Raw genomic sequence first — 19,784 nt, 5'->3', positions numbered from 1 at the left:
AAATATTTTCATGAAAGCAACAGTAAATCCTGTAGATCAACACAAAGTGTCTATTACTATCGAAATTCCAGCGGAAGAAGTAAATAAAGGCTTCACGCAAGCAGTGAAACGCATTGCTGGCCAAGTAAATATCCCAGGTTTCCGTAAAGGTAAAGCACCTCGAAAAATTTTAGAAATGAACTATGGCAAAGAAGCAATTGCTGAAGAAGCATTCGAAATTTTAGCAGGTCGTGCTTACACACAAGCGCTTCGTGAGAACGAAATCATTCCTGTAAGCGAACCAGAAATTGAACGCGAACAATTCGAAGAAGGTAAGGATTTGATCTTTAAAGCTACATTGGTAAAACAACCAGAAGTAACTTTGGGTGAATACAAAGGTTTAGAAGTAGAAAAACAAGATGCTACAATTACTGATGAACAAGTAGAAGAGCAATTAAACAATATCCGTAACCAACAAGCTAAAATGGTAGCAGCTCCAGAAGGCGCTACTGTACAAAATGATGATTTTGCAACAATCGACTTCAAAGGTTTTGTTGATGGCGAAGCATTTGATGGTGGTGAAGGTAAATCCTATCCATTACAAATCGGTTCTGGTAGCTTCATCCCTGGCTTTGAAGAACAATTAATTGGTCACAAAGCTGGTGAAGATGTAACTGTAACAGTATCCTTCCCAGAAGATTACTTCGTTGCAGAATTGGCTGGTAAAGAAGCAAAATTCGAATGCCACATCCACGATATTAAACGTAAAGAATTACCAGAAATCACTGATGAATTCGTACGTTCCGTATCTGTAGGTCAAGGCAAAACTGAACCTGCTTACAACACAGCAGAAGAATTTGTAGCAGATCTTCGTAAACGCATGGAAGATGATGCAGCTCGTCGTGCTATCGATGCTTACAATGCAGCATTAGTAGAATTGGCAGTTAAAAATGCAACAGTAGATATTCCAGAAGTTATGATTGAAGATCGCGCTGAACAAATGGTTCAAGAATTAGCGATGAACCTTGAAGGTCGTGGATTGAAATTAGAAGATTACTTAAAGTTCTCCAATAAAACAATCGAAGCATTGCGCGAAGAAAATAAAGCAGCAGCAGCTGAAAACGTACGTGCTGATTTAGTATTAGACGAAATTGCAAAAGCAGAAGAAGTTCAAGTAACTCCAGAAGACATGAACTACGAAATCTTTGCTATGTCCCAACAATTCGGTGCTGATCCTAAAGAAGTATACGATATCATTGTAAAAGAAGGTCGTGTATCTATGTTAGCAAGTTCCGTAGCTCGTAAAAAAGCAGCTCGTTTGATCATCGAGAATGCTAAAGGTGCTGAAAAAGCGGAATAATCGCTAATAGAGGTGCATGTATAAGAGGTGTAATATGTCTATGTATGTGCCAATCGTAGTGGAACAAACCGGTCGTGGTGAGCGATCCTACGATATATATTCTCGTTTATTAAAAGATAGGATCATTTTATTAAGTGGTCCTATCGATGATACCGTTGCCAATAGTATTGTAGCGCAATTACTATTCTTAGAGTCTGAAGATCCAGATAAGGATATCCATTTATACATTAATAGCCCAGGTGGTGTTGTGACAGCAGGTATGGCTATTTATGATACGATGCAGTACATCAAGCCTGATGTATCTACGATTTGTGTAGGTTCAGCAGCTAGTATGGGATCTTTATTGCTCACAGCAGGCGCTGCAGGCAAACGATATGCATTACCACATTCTCGTATTATGATTCACCAACCATTGGGTGGTGTTCAAGGACAAGCTTCTGAAATTGAAATTCACGCACGTGAAATATTGCGTTTGCGAGAAGAATTGAATGGCGTGTTGGCTCATCATACAGGTCAACCTATTGAGGTAATTGCCCAAGATACAGACAGAGATAACTTTATGTCTGCACAGGATGCAAAAGACTATGGGTTGATTGATGAAGTGTTGACTCGACCAGCCCAAGCAAGCAAATAAGGAGGCACGAGTTTGAGTAAAGATGATAAAGAAAGACGTTGTAATTTTTGCGGTAGAACAGAAACTGAAGTAGATAAATTAGTAGCAGGCCCTAATGTATTCATCTGCAATGAATGTATTGATGTATGTCAGCATATTGTCAATGAAGACAAAGTGGAAGAATTACCAGATACATTTGATCTACAGGATATACCAACTCCTAAAGAAATCAAAGCCCATTTAGATCAATACGTAATTGGTCAAGATGATGCTAAAATTTCCTTAGCTGTTGCAGTATATAACCACTACAAACGATTGCAACATGATAATGTTGTGGATGATGTAGAACTGCAAAAATCCAATGTCTTATTTATTGGGCCTACAGGTAGTGGTAAAACATTACTGGCTCAAACATTGGCTAAAATGTTACAAGTACCATTTGCCATGGCGGATGCTACTAGTTTGACAGAAGCTGGATATGTAGGGGAAGATGTAGAAAACATTCTCTTAAAACTTATCCAATCTGCAGACTATGATTTGGAATTGGCGCAGCGCGGTATTATCTATATTGATGAAATTGATAAAATCGCTCGTAAGTCAGAAAATCCGTCCATCACTCGTGATGTATCTGGTGAAGGTGTACAACAAGCCTTGTTAAAAATCCTTGAAGGTACAGTAGCATCTGTTCCTCCACAAGGTGGCAGAAAACATCCTAACCAAGAGATGTTACATTTAGATACAACGAATATTTTATTTATTTGTGGTGGTGCGTTTGATGGCATGGATAAAGTCATCACAAAACGAACAGCTACAAAAACATTAGGTTTTGGTGCAGATATTCAAAAGAAAGAAGAGAAGAATATTGCTTCGATTCTGAAAGAAGTTGTGCCAGAAGATTTACAAAAATTCGGATTAATTCCTGAATTTATTGGACGATTGCCAGTGATGGTTACGCTCAGCCCACTTGATGAAGAGGCATTAATTAAAATTTTGACAGAACCTAGAAATGCATTGACGAAACAATATGAAAAAATGCTATCTTTGGATGATGTAAAATTAGTCTTTGAATCTGCTGCCCTCCATGAAATTGCGAAGGAAGCTTTAGAACGCAATACAGGAGCACGTGGTTTGCGGGCCATTATCGAAAAAGTTATGAAACGTGTGATGTACGAAGTGCCGTCTATGAAAGATGTAAAAGAGTGCATCGTAACAGATAAAGCGGTTCGTGGCGAAGAAGAGCCAATACTCAATAAATGAGTCCACCTGACGCAATCAGATAGTAAAGGCAAAGAAACTCATTTCAAAGGGGAATGAGTTTCTTTTTATAATATAGTACTGGGAGGTTCAATGGAAACTAAACCTATGACATTACCGATGGTTCCCCTTCGTGGAATGGTCGTATTTCCCAAAGTAGTTACACAGTTGGATATTGGACGTACAGCTTCTGTACAAGCTGTGAAAGCGGCTATGGATGGCGATCAATATTTAGCAGTAGCTACCCAAAAAGATGAAAATATCGAAACTCCTACCTTGTCTGAATTAGGGCAAGTAGGAACAATAGTTAAAATAAATCAAATGCTTCGCTTACCAGGCGGTGTAGTACGTATTTTAGTAGAAGGTGTCACTCGTATTCAGTTAGATGCCATTACATCTACGGATCCATATTATGTGGCAGAGGTAACACCTCTAAATGCAGTACATGACGAGCCAATGGAAGAAGAAGCATATCGTCGTATTTTGCAATCTAAATTTGCCCAATGGGTAGAGGTTGTAAAGCCTACGAATGATGAAGGCATCGACCAAGTAATGAATAGTGAAGATGCTAGTGAATTAGCTGACCAAATTGCTTTTATATTGCCGATCAATACAAAAGTGCGTCAAAGCATTCTAGATGAGCTTTCAGTTAGTCGTCGATTGAATATGGTCGTAGGCATTTTAAATACAGAATTACAAATTAATGATATAGAGAACTCTATTAACAACCAAGTTCGTCAACAAATGGAAAAAGCACAGAAAGAATATTTCTTGCGTGAAAAAATCCGTATTATCCATGATGAACTAGGCGATAAGATGGATCCAGACCAAGAGGCGAATGAGCTGCGCGAGCAATTGGAAGCCCTTGGATTACCAGAAGAGATTCACACTCGTATTGACAAGGAAATTACGCGCTATAGTCGTATGCCACAAATGATGCCGGAGTCCAATATTCTTCGCAATTACATTGATTGGTTGTTACAATTGCCATGGACAACCTTATCTGATGATCGTTTAGAATTGAAAGAAGCTAGCGATGTGTTAGATGGTGATCATTATGGTTTGGAAAAAATTAAAAAACGTATTTTAGAGTTCTTAGCAGTTCGTAAGTTATCTGGTAAACAGAGTGGTTCTATCTTATGTTTAGTGGGACCACCAGGGGTTGGTAAAACATCCTTGGCAAGCTCTATAGCGAAAGCGATGAATCGTAAATTTATCCGTGCCTCCTTAGGTGGGGTTCGTGACGAAGCAGAGATTCGTGGTCATCGTCGTACCTATGTGGGTGCTTTACCAGGTCGCATGATTCAAGGATTAAAAAATGCGGGTACGCGTAATCCTGTATTCTTGTTGGATGAAATTGATAAGCTAGCCTCTGATTATAAAGGGGATCCATCCTCAGCTTTATTGGAAGTACTTGATCCTGAACAAAATAGTACATTCAGTGATCACTACATTGAAATTCCTTTCGACTTCTCCGATGTATTCTGGATTACTACAGCCAATGTAGCGAGCCATATTCCTGGACCTTTACTAGATCGTATGGAAATTATCGAGCTTAGCAGCTATACAGAAGAAGAAAAATTAGAAATTGCGAAACGATATTTAGTGCCTAAGCAAATTGAAAAAAATGGCCTAGGAGACTATGATGTAGTACTTTCAGATGAGGTATTACAACGAGTGATTTCCGAGTATACCAAAGAGGCGGGTGTACGAACATTAGAAAAGACAATTGCTAAAATTTGCCGTAAATTAGCCTATGCAGTAGTAACAGAAGGTGAAACAGTTCCGACTGTAACGATAGACAATATAGAGGACTATTTGGGTACCCCTCGTTTCGTAGAAGAAGAACGAGAAGAAACAGCGCAAGTAGGTCTCGTATATGGTTTGGCATGGACCTCTGTTGGCGGCGTTGTATTGCCGTGTGAAGCAACAACGATGAAGGGTACAGGTAAATTGAATTTGACAGGTAGCTTGGGTAAAGTGATGCAAGAATCTGGTCAAGCAGCGATGTCCTACATTCGCCATAATCAAGAAGCATTAGAATTACCGGAAAACTTCCACAAAGAGTTAGATATCCATGTACACTTGCCAGAAGGAGCAACGCCTAAGGATGGCCCATCGGCGGGTATTACGATGACATTGGCTATGGTATCTGCCTTAACAGGTAAACAAGTTCGCTCTGATATTGCCATGACAGGTGAAATTACATTGCGTGGACGTGTCTTGCCAATTGGTGGATTGAAAGAAAAATTATTAGCAGCTCTTCGCTATGGTGTGAAAGAAGTTTTAATTCCAGAAGGTAATAAAAAGGATATTCAAGAATTGCCGGATATTGTGAAAGAAGGCTTACTCATTACGCCAGTAAAAACGATGGAAGAAGTATTAGAAAAGGCGCTTGTATGAAAAAGAAAGCAGTAGCTCATCGGCATCCAAAGCCGGTATATACAAGAAAAGAAGTATTTACAGGGCCTCGTATTATTGCGGCATCCTATACAGCATCTGCAGTAAAACCTGACCAATATCCTGAAGGAGATACCATTGAGATCGCTTTTCTAGGTCGTTCTAATGTAGGGAAATCTTCGTTGATTAACTCATTGTGTAATCATCGCGGATTAGCATTAGTTAGTGGAACTCCGGGCAAAACTAAAACCATCAATTTCTTTACCATTGAATCTAAAGAAGACTTGCCAGATGATATGGAACGTCGTTTTGATTGGTTCTTGGTGGATTTACCAGGTTATGGCTATGCGAAGACAGGGGGATCGAATACAAATATTTGGTCCTCTTTCATAGCGAACTATATTTTGCAAAGTGAACGAATGATGCTATTGTGCTTGTTGATTGATGGTCGTCATCCAGAACTTCCTATCGATAAAGAAGCTTTTGATTGGCTACAGTCTCATGGGGTTCCTTTGCAAATTGTAGTCACAAAAGCTGACAAGTTAAAGATGAACGAACGTCAAAAGCAATTGCAGCTGATAGAAGAGCGATACCCTACGGGATATCCGCCGATTCTGTATAGTTCTTTAAAACATACAGGTCGAGATCGTTTATTAACACGTATTAATGCAGTATTATTGGGGGAAGAGGCATGAGTATTCTCACAGATGCACAAATGAAATTACGCGTTTCTAACGACCTAGAAGGGGTCGAAGAATATTTGCGTAGTGCTTTACAAACCGGTGCGGAAGATTTTAATGCACTCATACGCCCTCTATCTGCAGGGGGCGGCAAACGCTTGCGTGCCCAACTATGCTTGTTGATCGCTCTTACGGGAGATTCTCGCAAAGAAGATCGAATCCGCATAGCCGCAGCAGTTGAAATGTTGCACTTAGCAACTTTAATTCATGATGATGTCCTCGATCAAGCAGAAGTGCGACGAGGTGTTACTTCTATCCATTGTACAAAGGGCAATAAAGTGGCCATTCTAAGTGGTGACTACCTATTTGCTAAAGCCTTTGGGATTGTTGCTGAAATCGGTTCTATTCCTTGCTTAACTATTTTTTCTGATATTATTTCTGCCTTAGTAGAAGGCGAATTTATGCAAATGGAAGATGTGTACCGATTAGATCAAGGCACGGAACGCTACTTGTTGAAAACACAAAAGAAAACAGCAGACTTCATAGAAGGTTGTTTAGCACTTGGTGGTATTCTAGGTGGCTGGTCAGAGGAATATATTCAATTATTGCGCACCTATGGTCATGGCCTAGGGATGGCTTTTCAAATTACAGATGATGTCATGGATTATCGTGAACAAACAGTAACGACAGGTAAACCAGTAGGCAAGGATGTAAAAGAAGGCATCTTGACATACCCTCTATTATCCATTGTGAGTGAGGAGAATAGAGCTCGTTTAGAAGGTATGATTCAAGAAATCCGAGACGGTGCTGATACAAAAGCGTTGTTAGAGTATGTGATAGCTGAAGGCGGTGTGGATCGTGCATTGCAACTAGAGACTGAATATCGAAAACAATCAGAAGCAGCTTTGGAGCAATTACCGTCATTTAAAGGTAAAGACATTTTACAAAAAATTCTTGATAAATTAGCCACACGTAAGGTATAACTATGAAAGCATTTCAAGTAAAAGACTTCGAGATGACGGCGAAACGACCATCCTTAAATAGTGTGATTGCACAAAAGAAGCGTCTTGCTCAACAACAGAAAGAGCAAGACGCCTTGTTGCAAGAGGACACCTATACTGAGACAGAACAAAAGTTAATGGATGAGGCAGGCTCTATGTCGCTCATTGATCATTTGGGGGAGCTTCGTGGGCGTATCATCGTAGCCTTAGTAGCGATGATTATAGGGACTGTCGTATCGTACTATTATGTAGATGATATTATACAAATACTCATCGCCCCTGCAGGGAAATTGTATTATACAAAACCTACGGAAGCCTTTTTTACATACATGAAGATTTCCATTATCTCTGGATTAATCGTGTCGAGTCCAGTTTGGTTCTACCAGATTTGGGCTTTCATTATTCCCGCCTTGTCAAAAGGTGAAAAAAAGGTAACCTTCCTTATTGTACCTTCGGCGATTTCTCTATTCATCATCGGGGTTCTATTTTCATACTACCTAGTGTTGCCTACAGCCATAGAATTCTTTATCGGCTTTGGAACAGATGGGTTGCAACCATTATTCTCGATTGGACAGTATATTGATTTCGTTGTGGGATTCATCATTCCATTTGGAATTACCTTTGAATTGCCCCTGATTATTGTAGCCTTAGGTGCATTAGGGATTTTATCGTCACAACGAGTGAGGAGTTTCCGTAAAATATTTATTTTATTGGCCTTTATCGTTGGGGGCGCTATTTCACCGACCCCAGATATGTTATCGCAGACGATGATCGCAGGACCGATGGTACTGCTTTATGAAATTAGTCATGGAATTTTACGGTATATTCTGAAAGTATAGTTTACATTCATAAAACTTTCATAATTGTAGTGTATACTATAACTAAATTATTAGATATATCTGTATATAAAGAGATAAAGGAAATCAATATGACGCGTAAACAAATCATAGGTATCCTGTGTATTTGTACCCTAGGATGCATGGGCGTTGGCTCGTGGTATTGGTGTAGTGCGACTAAAGATTCTATGACTACATCTACGAATGTGGTTTCTACAGATAATGGGCCAGTAACGGTTAAGAAAGTTCCTGTACCAGAGATGAAGATAGTACCTACAGAAGGCGATACAACTGAGAATACAGGAGATCCACTTCTGGTAGATATGAAAGGTGCTGTAAATCTGTATAAGCAACAATATCCAACAGCACAAATTAGAGGGATTACATTTGACGAACAAAATGGGCGGAAAAGCTATGAAGTAGCAGGTGTTTCATCAGAAGCCGGCCATAGTGTTATGATTGATGCTATGACAGGACAAGTGATTAGTTCAGCGGTGGAGCAAAAGACTGAGACGTCGACCGAGTCTGCTAGCATTGATTTAGGGGACATTATTACTCCTGATGAAGCGAGAAGAGTAGCTATGGTGATGTTAGGGGATGGCGCACAGTTATTGCGGTGGAGCCTAGAAACACAAGGGTATGTAGCTCGTTATCATCTAGCCTTAGATGTGCATGGTGAAACGATGCTAGTTACGATTGATGCTAATTCTAGCCAAGTCATTGAAGTCATCAAAGAAGAATAAAAGCTATTCATTCCAAATAGGAGTGAATAGCTTTTTTGCTGTAATGAATTTGATAGCACTATATTGTTAGTGACTAGATGATCCATATAATAGGGGATCTTCTACACCGTTATTAAGAAATGCTTGCTCCCGGTCACGGCAGGTACCACAGGTATGACATGGTTCATGACCACCTTCATAGCAGGACCAGGTAAGATGATAAGGAACTTGCAGCCGCAATCCTTCTTGTACCACTTCTGTTTTATTCATTGTGTTCAGAGGTGCTACTAGACGAACTTTGTTGTAAGATCCGATGTAAATAGCTTCATTCATGTGGTGATTAAAGTCGGGTCTACAATCAGGGTACGCATTACCTGCTGCGTCATCAGCATGAGCGCCGATGTAAATGGCCACGTCATCGTCTGGATACAAGCTAAGAGCCATGCTGGCAGCCATAGATAAAATCAGGCCGTTGCGGAAGGGGACATAGGTGGATACGGAACCACTCTCTGCAATTTGTTCCCCATACGAACGATGGTCGATACTTTCACTAGAGGAAGATAGTAGAGAAGAGTTGGAATAGGACATAACTTGCGTTAGGTCTAACTCGTAATGAGGAACTTTGTAATAGTCGGCAATGGCCTTTGCAGAATCCAACTCTTTTTTGTGCTTTTGGCCGTACCAAATGGATAGGGCACTCACGTTTTCATGACCTAGAGAATCGATAGCCATAGCAAGGCAGGTGGTAGAATCAACACCGCCACTAGAGAGTACTAATACTTTCATAGAAATATACCTTTCCTAATCGAAAAAATTTATAAGAGAGTACTGACATGGAGCACATGTTGTACTATAATAGTAAAGATAAGATTGTTTACAAAGGAGACATTATGCGTTTACGTAGGAAACCGTGGATTGATGAAGCGATCCTAGAATATGATAAGTATACTGTACTAGAGAATCACGAAGTTTTCAAGGGAAAATGGCGTGAAAGTTTTGAAGACCCTACAAAACCTTTATATATGGAACTGGGAACGGGAAAAGGAAAGTTTATTTCCGGTATGTGTGAAGCCCATCCAGAAGCAAATTTTGTAGGATTTGAAGTACAAATTGGCGTGCTCTATTATGCGGCACAAAAGTTATATGAACAAAAAGCTACGAATGGAAAGGTGAGCTTATTCGATATCGCTGGTATTGAAGAGGTAGTGGCACCAGGAGAAGTAGATCGATTCTATATTAACTTCTGCGATCCATGGCCGAAAGCAAAACATGCCAAACGTCGATTGACCTATCATACATTTTTAGATCGCTATGCTCGATTATTGAAAGAAGATGGAGAAATCCATTTTAAAACAGATAATGAAGGCTTATTCATGTTCTCATTAGAAGAGTTTGAAAATTCTGGTTGGACATTAAAAAATGTAAGTTATGATTTACATAGTACAGATACTCCCAATGTACGTACTGAATATGAAGAAAAATTCAGCGCCAAAGGGCAACCAATTTTCCGCTTAGAGGCGATTAAGCCAGCTAAAGGAAGTGACATAACTGATGCAGGAGAAAACTAATCATACATCCCCATTGTTATACAGAATACAGCAAATCAGTGCTTTTCTAAAGACTCTCTTTAAGCATGATGCACAAGGATTGCTCTTTCCAGTGGTGCTGATTGTCATCATTGGCTTTGTCAATGGATACAGTGCCACCTATACCAGTACACTTCATGGTGGAGACTGGGGACCCTTTGTGAAATCATTAGGAAAGCAAATTGCCTTTTTGGCAGTAGGTGCTATCTTTGGTATTATCTTTTATCGGATTGATTATAGAAAATGGTTGCGGTGGAAGGTACAAAAATGGCTGTTTATTGGGATTTGTATCCTCATGATAGCCATCTTCATACCAGGCATTGGACATGGTGCGAATGGGGCGCAGCGGTGGATTGGTTTGCCAGGAGGATTGACATTACAGCCTTCAGAGTTTGCTAAGTTAGGGGCTATCATTTGGGCCGCCTATACATTGGACAGGCATGTGAAAAAACATGATACCATCCATTTGTATGAATATTATAATTGGGGACAATCTGGACGATTCCAAGGAGTTAGACAATGGTGGGGACGCATGGTGGATAAAATCAATGCACTCTACCAAGGTGTGACAGGAAAACCTGGCACTTGGCAAGTAGATCTTTTATTACCAGCGTTTACAGTGGTTCCTTTTATCTATGTAGTATTGACTATGCTGCAACCAGATATGGGTACATCTATATTGATTATAGGCTTTCCTGTTATTATGGCAGCTTGCGTAGGATTTTATAGAAAGCATTATAAGTATTTATGGGGAATCGGAGCCTTAGGAATTGTTCTTTTCATTGTGGGCTCGGTGTTTAAAGAATACCGGCTGAAACGATTGACTGCCTATATCGATCCTTGGTCGGACTCAACTGCTACGGGCTATCAAGTGACGCAGAGTATATTGAGTGTGTCTTTGGGAGGATTATTTGGCGAAGGAATTACCAAAGGGATTTCTAAGTATAATTATCTACCAGAAGCCCATACAGACTTTGCATTTTCCATATGGGCTCAAGAAACAGGATTGTTAGGCGTAGTGTTGGTGATTTTCCTATTCTTACTTTTTGCTCGCTATGGACTCTCTATAGCTCGCCATTCGAGAGATTTCTTTGGTCAAGTATTGGCTACAGGATTAACATTTTTTATTATTTTACAAGCATTTTTTAATATCGCCATGGTTGCAGGTGTGACGCCGGTTACAGGGGTACCATTGCCATTTATCAGTTATGGTGGATCTTCGCTGGTGACGAATTTTGCTGCTGTGGGAATATTATTAAATATTGCGCGCCGTAATGAATATGCACGCAAAAAAATTGGAACGACGCAACCATTACCATCTATTGGTGAAGAAACAAGGCATCGATTCCAACCTCGGTCGTAGTAGTTAACGTGCGATTCGCACAGAAAGAGATGAACAATGAAAGATTTTATTGATGTTCACGAACGCCCTTCGTTGGCTAAGTTATTACCACTTAGTTTCCAACATTTATTTGCTATGTTTGGGGCTACTGTACTCGTACCGTTCTTGTTGAAAGTAGATCCAGCTACTTCTTTATTTATGAACGGTATCGGTACGATTTTATACGTATTGATTTGTCAAGGAAAGATTCCTTCCTACTTAGGATCTAGCTTTGCTTTCATTGGACCTGTAAGTGCTGTCGTAGCATCTGGTATGAGCTATGGCGCTGCACAAGGTGGTTTCATTGCATTTGGTATCTCCTTTATGTTGTTGGCATTATTGGTCAAATTTATCGGTATCAAATGGATTGATGTATTGTTCCCACCAGCGGCGATGGGTGCCATTGTAGCGGTTATCGGTTTAGAAGTAGCACCAGTAGCTATGGGCATGGCAGGTATCATAGGCGACCAATGGCAAACCTTTGGTATGACTCATGAACAAGCATTATTCTTATCATTATTCTCCTTAAGTGTGACAATCTTGGGTACCGTATTGTTCCGTGGATTCTTTGCAGTCATCCCTGTATTAATTGGCGTTGTTTCTGGTTATGTAGCAGCTGCTATTATGGGTGTGGTAGATTTCAGTGGCGTAGAAAATGCAGCATGGTTTGCCTTCCCACATTTTTATGAGCCAGAATTTAATATCAATGCAATCTTGATGATTATGCCTGCGTTATTCGTAGTGTTTGCAGAGCACGTTGGTCACATTGTGGTAACAAGTAATATCATTGGTCGTGATTTGATGAAAGAGCCAGGCTTGAGTCGTTCTCTATTTGCTGATGGTATATCCAATATTTTATCGGGTCTATTTGGGGCTACACCGAATACAACATATGGTGAAAATATTGGTGTTATGGCAATCACTCGTGTATATAGTACATTTGTCATCGCTGGTGCAGCAGTACTTGCGATTCTATTCTCTTTTGTTGGTAAAGTAGCAGCATTGATTCATGCGATTCCAGTACCAGTTATGGGTGGCGTAAGTATCTTGTTATTCGGCATCATTGCGGCATCTGGATTGCGTATGCTTGTAGAACGTAAAGTAGATTATACAAAATCTACTAACTTAATTTTATCCTCTATCGTATTAGTAGTAGGTCTTAGCAATGCTAAATTAGCGATTGGCCCAGTAGTATTACAAGGTATGGGATTGGCAACGGTAACAGCGATTGTATTGAGTGTTATCTTTGCTATCTTACGTAAAACAGGACTTGGGAATCAGGATCTCAAGGACTAATCTTGTTCTGCTATGCAGCCTGTGGCGATCTTAACTAAATATTGCAAAGGGAAGAGCACGGTATCCCCCTCACAAACGGTATTTCATAATGTTTGTTCGGGGCACACCGTGCTCTTCTTGTGTTTGTATGATGCAGATAGTAAGAAATGCCACGAGGCTACTACGCACAACTGCGATTCTACGGAAGGGTGATTGCTGGAGTCATAGAACGTTGATGATATGGCGTGATAGACTTGTCCACAAACTGATACTAGCGTTAGGTTTGCTCCGGAATATATCGTGTTCTTTTGCATATGTGTTATTTTGCTGTAATAAGGGACCGCCACATACTTTTGATGTATACCGTGGGTCCTATAGCCTGTGCCGTTATTTTGGGAGGGTGCTCAGCGGTGGGGGAGTACACCGTGCTCTTCTCGTATTTGTGTAATGTAGATAGTAAGGAACGCCACGAGGCGATTACGCATACCTGCGATTCTACGGAGGAAACTAAAAAGCTGCTACCATATTGGTAACAGCTTATTGTGGCGGAGAGGGTGGGATTCGAACCCACGGCCCCTTGCGGAGTCACTGGTTTTCAAGACCAGCTCCTTAAACCACTCGGACACCTCTCCAAATATAAAAACTAGTAATAGTCTATCATTGAAGTAGAGTGTTTGTCAATTACAATGTGATATATATTTAATGTAAAATCATGTCACATATGTTATAATCGTATGCATATTACAGAATATGATTTGAAGTACGCCATAGGAGGTATGGTATGAAGAAAGGATTTACTCTTACACAAACGGGGATATTGCTCACGTTGTGGTTAACTTTTTTATTAAGTTTTGTGATGCGCTTGTCGTGGTCATCTTTGATGCCTATTGTAAATGAAGCGTTGCAATTTACAGCGCAGCAAGGTACGTCGTATTTGACAGCTTTTTACTTTGGGTATGCCTTGACGGTATTGCCGGGTGGATTATTAGCGGATCGATTTGGATATCGTAAGTCAATTTTAGGTAGCTTAGTGGCGATGGCGATTGTAACGGGTCTCATGAGTACCGTACAAAGTTACGAATATGGCTTAGTGCTGCGATTTCTCTTGGGGATTGTATCAGGACCGGTGCAATCTGCTTGTTTGAAAGCTATAGGAGAACATTTTAGTGCGGAGCAACGTGGCACAGCTGTAGGTATTTTTATGAGCTGTACATCCTTTGGGATTACCGTAGTCAACGGATATGCACCGTATGTAGCGGTTAATTACGGTTGGCAAATGGCATTTTTAATTACTGCTGTATTACCTTTGGTAGTGTTCTTCTTGGCGTTATTTACGGTGAAAGAAGTACAAGCTTTCAGAAAGAACCGCATAGCAGAAACAGAAGGAACAGAGCAGCAGTCCATGTCGTTAGCACAAAGTTTACGCTTTGTAGGAACGAATAAAAACATTTTGTTACTAGCTGTTATGGGATTCTTCGCCACAGGAACTACATGGGGCGTGACCACTTGGGCTAACTTGTATTTAGTGAAACAATTGCATGTAACACCAATCTTTGCGGGAGCGATCATGAGTCTCTATGGCATCGCCGCAGTGGTTGCAAAGCCAACTATCGGATTTATTTCTGACAGAATATCTTTGCCGAGAAACTATTTAGCGGCTATCGTTATGTTCTTATTCTCCCCAGCATTGTTGATATTTGCCAATACAAGCAATCCAGATATGTTGTATATTACGGCGCCTCTATTAGGTATGGGAGCTTTCATGTATAGCCCTCTTACAAATGCGATCATTATCCAAGCCGCACCGCCAGAACTACGAGGCACTACGGCAGGATTTGTGAACTTGTTTAACCAAATTGGAGCCCTTACAGCACCTATCATATTATCCACAGTATTAACAGCTACAGGCAATTACCAAACAGCCTTAATGGCACTATCTATCTCTCCCATCATCGGAGCTATTTTACTGTCATTAATTCGACTAAAATAAGAATGTACGCTTTTATGAGTTATTCCTTATAACTTTGAGGAAAATAATGTAAAAGTACATATATAGAATAAAAAATTTATGTATCCTATGTACATGAAAGAAAATGTATTTAAATAAAAATTTTGAGATAATGGTAATTGCAGTTCTTGAGTTTTAAGGATATATATTACAAGAAGAATGCAGCATATTCTAAAGCAAACATAGCACACCTCTCCGTAGAAACGCAGTGGTAGGATATACTCTTGTAGGTGTTCTTTTACCATTTCAGGGTGCAGTAAGAAGAACGTGGCATACCTCGGAGCAAACCTAACGGAGTATCAGTTTGTGGAGAGGTGTGCCACGGTCTTCCCTTTGCTAGCCAGCAGATAAAGAACACCATAAAGATATCATCGTGACGCAAGTTTCATTTGCGAAGATTAGAATTTTGTGAGACAATAAGAGTACAGAAAAGGAATTTTCAAGACTATGTCGAATATACATGATATAGGGATATTACATAGTAGCGTATGAATATATGGAGGAGGTCTTACTATGGTGGAATATAAAAAAATAATTGTTCCTGCAGATGGATCGGAAAATGGTAAAAGAGCGTTAGAACATGCATTGGCAATCGTGAAACGTAATGATGCGGAATTGATTTTAGTGCATGTAGCCAATATTGTATCCGCAATTTCTAACTTTGACCAAACTCCAATTAGTGGTGGCTATGTGTCTGAGCAAATTGCAGAAGATATGGAAGAAACTGGCAAAAAAATCTTGGGCGAAGTGGCAGCAGATGTGCCAGCAGATATGAAAGTAAAATGTGTCTTTGAAGTAGGTTCTCCTGGACCTGCTGTATTAGCGGTAGCTAAAAAATATGATGCAGATTTAATTGTTATGGGGAGCCGTGGATTGGGGCCATTGAAAGGCTTGTTTATGGGTAGCGTAAGTAGCTATGTAACCAGTCATTCCACATGTCCGGTATTGATTGTTAAATAATAGGATATAAGGCTTTGTTCTAGGAGCAAAGCCTTTTTCTATGGAGAGGCTTATGAATGTAAAACATATACGTTGGCTTCATGAGGAACTAGCACAGTGGAAAGCAGATGGACTTATTACAGAGGAACAAAGTCAACAGTTGCAACTCAAGTATGGGTATATTCCAAAAGAAGGCCCATCTTGGACGCGACTTATCACTGTACTAGGCGGAGCCATGCTCATTGTATTGGGTATTATCCTCTTATTTGCGGGATATTGGTATGGATTTTCCCCTAATGGACGCTTTGATTGGTCTTTAGCGATGTTACTCCTGTCTATGGTGGTAGCAGCTTTTGGTGTATGGAAAGCAAAGCCCGCTAGTGTAGCAGCAGAAGTGATTACGCTCATCTATATGGGAGTATTGACGACAGCTACTTTTTTAGTGGCAGATACATATTACACAGGAGAACATATAGGACTCTACGTGCTGATTATCTTATGTTGCTCATTGCCGATCATCTACATCCTGAACTCAGGTGTAGGTATGATTTTTTATCTCATCGGTGTATTGGGGTGGAGTTTCTCAAATCATGCCTTAAATGCTTGGGTAGGGCCGTTAGCAGTAGGTGGATTATTGGTGCTTGCCGTACCATACTTTCTACGGAGGTTTGAGCAAAATCAAACGAATACAGATCCATTGTTGATGTGGGTGGCTTGGGCTTTTATTGGCGCTATCTTTGGAGAGGTCTTTTTCATCCTTTCTACCTATGAACCACAGATGAATCTTTTCTTTATCAGCGTATTAGCGGCCGTTACGTATGCGCTAGGTACATTGGAGAAACGAATTGCTTTATTGGCTCTTCCTTGTAAAGGTGTTGGTGCTATTGCGATGCTCTATACGATTGTAGAAGGCACGTATATTGGAACATGGATTCGTATCGCAGACAGTACAATGGCTTGGTGGATTTGGGTGCTCATGGTGTGCAGTTTATTTTTTGCAGGAACGCTGTTACGTCGACTACTAGTAGGGCGACGCATTGAGGCTTGTATTGGGTTTATACCGTTTACAGTGTTTGGTGGATATATCCTAGCTGTATCAGGGGCCACACCTATTGTTACATCGATCTTGTTTAATGCTTATATTTTAATCGCAGCCTTGGGAACATTTATTAGAGGGACCATGGTTAAAAAGATGAGCTTATTAAATGGTGCGGTGGTAACATTAATTGCTATGTTTGGGGCGCGTTTTTTTGACCCTAGCTTTACGTTTATTGAAAGAGGCGTGTCATTCTTGGTACTAGGCCTGATTGTCTTGGGTATCAATGCGCTGTATTTGTGGCGCAAAGGCCAACAACGATCCGCAGTCAATCAACGGATTCGTCAAGTACAACGGCAAGTAGAGGCATTACCTACATCTGATATGGATGCAGAGTTTTCACCAGAAACACCTACTTCCACTGTAGATACAGAGGAAGTAACAAGGAAGGAGGATCTATGAAAGGAATAAAAAAATGGATCTTCTTTGGACTCGCTGTGATTGCTGCTGTATTGAGTCAGTTTTATATTCAGCAACGATATACTACTTTATTGCAAGGTGGAGCTGAGTATCAGTGGCCTGTTAAAGTAAGCCGACATCTGGGCTGGGTTCCATCGGATTACTTAGATGTAGAGTTCTTAGGGTCTTATGCGACTTGGCAAGGAAAGGATATTCCTGAAGAAGGTCATGAAGTATATGTACTGGTTACACCAAAACCTACAGGGATATTACAAGTTGTGGGAGCTACTGACGTGAAGCCTACAGAGGAAGAGTATATTCGGGCCAGAGTCAAGCATTTTGACCATGGGGTGGTGGAATTTGCTATACCTTTCAATCGTGTGAAAGTAGATCTCACAAAAGTAGATAGCAAATTTTATACGAATTATAAAGGAACTTTGATTGGGACACTTAAAATTAAAGATGGATATGGCGTTATGACTGGGGTGTATGCCAAAGGTGTACCTCTAGAATTAGCTGTTCCTGAAAGTGTAGTGGATCAAGAAAAGGATTCTCGAGTATTATTAGAAAAAATTGGCGATACAGAACCGAAAAAAGATGATATAATAGAAACATCAAATAGTAAGGAATAGTGTCGTATAATTGTTATGATAGCGAGGTTAAGATGGAAACAAATCAACAAGAGTTGGAAACACAATTGTTAGCTGAACTATTTAAGGTCCTAGGTGATCCAACGCGCTTGCGTATTGTTAGACATCTGCTTCAGAAAGAAATGTGTGTCACTGAAATTGCAGATGCGATGGATATGGGTCAATCGGCTATATCTCACCAGTTGCGTGTATTGCGTCAAGCAAGACTCGTAACATTTAGAAAAGAAGGTAAAACGGCTTGGTATCGTTTGAATGATGACCACGTTATCGTTTTGATTCGTCAGGGCTTAGAACATGTAGGCCATCAATAAAATAATACGATGTGAAAGGGCTGCAATAGCAGCCCTTTTTGCATGAAAAAAACTATCCTATACTGTATTGACACAGTGTGGGATAGTTTTTTCTAAATATCTAACGTCATTCATTGCATGTATCGGTATAAGTTTGTCTATATACATATCAAGTGAATGAATGTATAAGGTTGTTAGTTATAAGGGGAATACGTAGTATGCCAACAAAATAGCCAGTGGCATTGTAAAAGAAGACAACACCGTAGTGGCCAGCACAATTTGTGTAGCCAGCTCGGGATGATTATTCATTTCGACTGCCATGAGGGCTGTATTGACCGCTGATGGTACTGCGTAGGCAATGATAATACTTTGTGCTGCAATTGCTTGCAGTGGCATGTAATACATAGTAATGGGCAATACGACAGCGAGAGCTACGATAGGTCCTGCAATCAATCGCAATGCAGATGTGATGAGCACATCTTTCTTTACAAAGTTCCAAGGTGTACGGTTGAGTTGTACCCCTAAAGTTAGCATAGCAGCCCCTACAAAGCAGCGGCCAAATATGTCGAGAGGCCCCCATATGATAGTTTGTGTAAGGTCGATAGGGCTATAGTAATGCGCCAATATAGATAAAGGCACACAGTAAATGATGGGAATATGCAATATAGTGCGAATCGAATCACGTGTAGTGAGCTTTCCTTTACCCGCCTGATAAAAGCCAAGAGAATTGCAGAAAATAGTTTGGATAATGAAGGTAGCAATAATAGCAATCACGCCATCATGTAAATAGGGAGTGGCTCCGTCGATGATGTACGGATCGTTGGCAAAGACAAAGGTACCAAGAGCAACACCAAGGTTACCAATGTTAGAAAACATAGTAGCGTTGCGCACAATTTCCGTTTTTCCCATACTATAGCCCTGCCATTTGGCTACGATGCCAGCGAGTAAACTATTAGCAAATAAGATAATGAGAGCACAGGCGAATATTTCGAAGCTTTCACTGTTTAAGTCAGTGACATAAAAAGATTTCAAAATATAGGCGGGTAGGAATAGATAAAAATTAAGTTTACTCAATGTTCGCAAATCGAGGTGGAACCATCGATCTAATAGAACGCCCATGAGGGTGAGTAATAAGATGGGGACAATACTTGTCAGTATGATGTGAAAAAATAATTCCATAAAACACTCCTTAGGTAATCTAGTTGTCATATTTATTGTATCATATGTAAGCAAAGTCATTTCATTATTGTGACACATGAAGTATAATAAAATCATGTAGTAAGCTTCTATTATATATTTTTAAAGGGAGGATATC

The 19,784-nt window shown here is 40.2% G+C and carries 18 protein-coding genes and 1 tRNA gene; 16 read left to right on the top strand and 3 right to left on the bottom strand.

The window, feature by feature from the left end; genetic code table 11:
- The first annotated feature begins 10 nt into the window (after positions 1-10).
- From tig to EO115_RS00930, 8 genes are all read left to right on the top strand, one after another.
- The gene (gene tig, locus EO115_RS00965; protein ID WP_126937120.1) at positions 11-1,339 is read left to right on the top strand and encodes a trigger factor; all 1,329 of its coding nucleotides are present in this window, start codon (positions 11-13) and stop codon (positions 1,337-1,339) included.
- 40 nt (positions 1,340-1,379) lie between these two features.
- Positions 1,380-1,973: an ATP-dependent Clp endopeptidase proteolytic subunit ClpP gene (gene clpP / locus EO115_RS00960; protein ID WP_206168421.1), complete on the top strand. Its 594-nt coding sequence runs from the start codon at positions 1,380-1,382 to the stop codon at positions 1,971-1,973.
- Positions 1,974-1,985: 12 nt separating this feature from the next.
- Positions 1,986-3,209 carry an ATP-dependent Clp protease ATP-binding subunit ClpX gene (gene clpX / locus EO115_RS00955; protein WP_126937118.1) on the top strand — a complete coding sequence of 408 codons (1,224 nt, stop codon included), beginning with the start codon at positions 1,986-1,988 and terminating at the stop codon, positions 3,207-3,209.
- 90 nt (positions 3,210-3,299) lie between these two features.
- Positions 3,300-5,609, top strand: coding sequence for an endopeptidase La (lon, locus tag EO115_RS00950; RefSeq protein ID WP_126937117.1), 2,310 nt, complete (start codon positions 3,300-3,302; stop codon positions 5,607-5,609).
- The gene (yihA, locus tag EO115_RS00945; RefSeq protein ID WP_126937116.1) at positions 5,606-6,301 is read left to right on the top strand and encodes a ribosome biogenesis GTP-binding protein YihA/YsxC; all 696 of its coding nucleotides are present in this window, start codon (positions 5,606-5,608) and stop codon (positions 6,299-6,301) included. Before lon ends, yihA begins: the two co-directional genes overlap by 4 nt.
- The gene (locus EO115_RS00940) at positions 6,298-7,269 is read left to right on the top strand and encodes a polyprenyl synthetase family protein (protein WP_126937115.1); all 972 of its coding nucleotides are present in this window, start codon (positions 6,298-6,300) and stop codon (positions 7,267-7,269) included. The genes yihA and EO115_RS00940 overlap by 4 nt, the downstream gene beginning before the upstream one ends.
- A 2-nt stretch (positions 7,270-7,271) precedes the next feature.
- Positions 7,272-8,126, top strand: coding sequence for a twin-arginine translocase subunit TatC (gene tatC, locus EO115_RS00935; protein WP_126937114.1), 855 nt, complete (start codon positions 7,272-7,274; stop codon positions 8,124-8,126).
- A gap of 89 nt (positions 8,127-8,215) precedes the next feature.
- Positions 8,216-8,866, top strand: a complete 651-nt coding sequence (locus tag EO115_RS00930; protein ID WP_126937113.1) for a PepSY domain-containing protein — start codon at positions 8,216-8,218, stop codon at positions 8,864-8,866.
- Positions 8,867-8,932: 66 nt separating this feature from the next.
- On the opposite strand, the gene queC is transcribed toward EO115_RS00930, so the two are convergent.
- Entirely contained in the window at positions 8,933-9,631 is a 699-nt protein-coding gene (gene queC / locus EO115_RS00925) for a 7-cyano-7-deazaguanine synthase QueC (protein WP_126937112.1), read from the bottom strand.
- A gap of 104 nt (positions 9,632-9,735) precedes the next feature.
- Between queC and trmB the strand changes: the two genes are divergently transcribed.
- The 3 genes from trmB to uraA are packed head-to-tail and all read left to right on the top strand — an operon-like array spanning position 9,736 to position 13,108.
- Positions 9,736-10,413: a tRNA (guanosine(46)-N7)-methyltransferase TrmB gene (trmB, locus tag EO115_RS00920; RefSeq protein ID WP_126937111.1), complete on the top strand. Its 678-nt coding sequence runs from the start codon at positions 9,736-9,738 to the stop codon at positions 10,411-10,413.
- Positions 10,397-11,794, top strand: coding sequence for an FtsW/RodA/SpoVE family cell cycle protein (locus tag EO115_RS00915; RefSeq protein WP_126937110.1), 1,398 nt, complete (start codon positions 10,397-10,399; stop codon positions 11,792-11,794). The genes trmB and EO115_RS00915 overlap by 17 nt, the downstream gene beginning before the upstream one ends.
- Positions 11,795-11,830: 36 nt before the next feature.
- On the top strand, positions 11,831-13,108 hold the full coding sequence (uraA, locus tag EO115_RS00910; protein ID WP_126937109.1) for a uracil permease: 1,278 nt from the start codon (positions 11,831-11,833) through the stop codon (positions 13,106-13,108).
- 522 nt (positions 13,109-13,630) lie between these two features.
- On the opposite strand, the gene EO115_RS00905 is transcribed toward uraA, so the two are convergent.
- Positions 13,631-13,719, bottom strand: a tRNA-Ser gene (locus EO115_RS00905).
- Between the two features lie 149 nt (positions 13,720-13,868).
- Between EO115_RS00905 and EO115_RS00900 the strand changes: the two genes are divergently transcribed.
- The 5 genes from EO115_RS00900 to EO115_RS00880 all read left to right on the top strand — a co-directional run bounded on the left by EO115_RS00900 (position 13,869) and on the right by EO115_RS00880 (position 18,490).
- Entirely contained in the window at positions 13,869-15,077 is a 1,209-nt protein-coding gene (locus tag EO115_RS00900; RefSeq protein ID WP_126937108.1) for an MFS transporter, read from the top strand.
- 531 nt (positions 15,078-15,608) lie between these two features.
- On the top strand, positions 15,609-16,055 hold the full coding sequence (locus EO115_RS00895; protein WP_126937107.1) for a universal stress protein: 447 nt from the start codon (positions 15,609-15,611) through the stop codon (positions 16,053-16,055).
- A gap of 52 nt (positions 16,056-16,107) precedes the next feature.
- Positions 16,108-17,532 carry a DUF2157 domain-containing protein gene (locus EO115_RS00890; RefSeq protein ID WP_164724013.1) on the top strand — a complete coding sequence of 475 codons (1,425 nt, stop codon included), beginning with the start codon at positions 16,108-16,110 and terminating at the stop codon, positions 17,530-17,532.
- Entirely contained in the window at positions 17,529-18,161 is a 633-nt protein-coding gene (locus EO115_RS00885; RefSeq protein WP_126937105.1) for a hypothetical protein, read from the top strand. The genes EO115_RS00890 and EO115_RS00885 overlap by 4 nt, the downstream gene beginning before the upstream one ends.
- 32 nt (positions 18,162-18,193) lie before the next feature.
- Positions 18,194-18,490, top strand: a complete 297-nt coding sequence (locus tag EO115_RS00880) for a metalloregulator ArsR/SmtB family transcription factor (protein WP_126937104.1) — start codon at positions 18,194-18,196, stop codon at positions 18,488-18,490.
- 177 nt (positions 18,491-18,667) lie between these two features.
- Here EO115_RS00880 and EO115_RS00875 read toward each other — a convergent pair whose 3' ends face one another.
- On the bottom strand, positions 18,668-19,648 hold the full coding sequence (locus EO115_RS00875; RefSeq protein ID WP_126937103.1) for an AEC family transporter: 981 nt from the start codon (positions 19,646-19,648) through the stop codon (positions 18,668-18,670).
- Positions 19,649-19,784 lie beyond the last annotated feature (136 nt).

Origin of the sequence: Veillonella sp. CHU740, assembly GCF_003992055.1 — a bacterium.
Lineage (GTDB): Bacteria > Bacillota > Negativicutes > Veillonellales > Veillonellaceae > F0422.
This window is presented reverse-complemented; position numbering and strand designations above follow the sequence as displayed.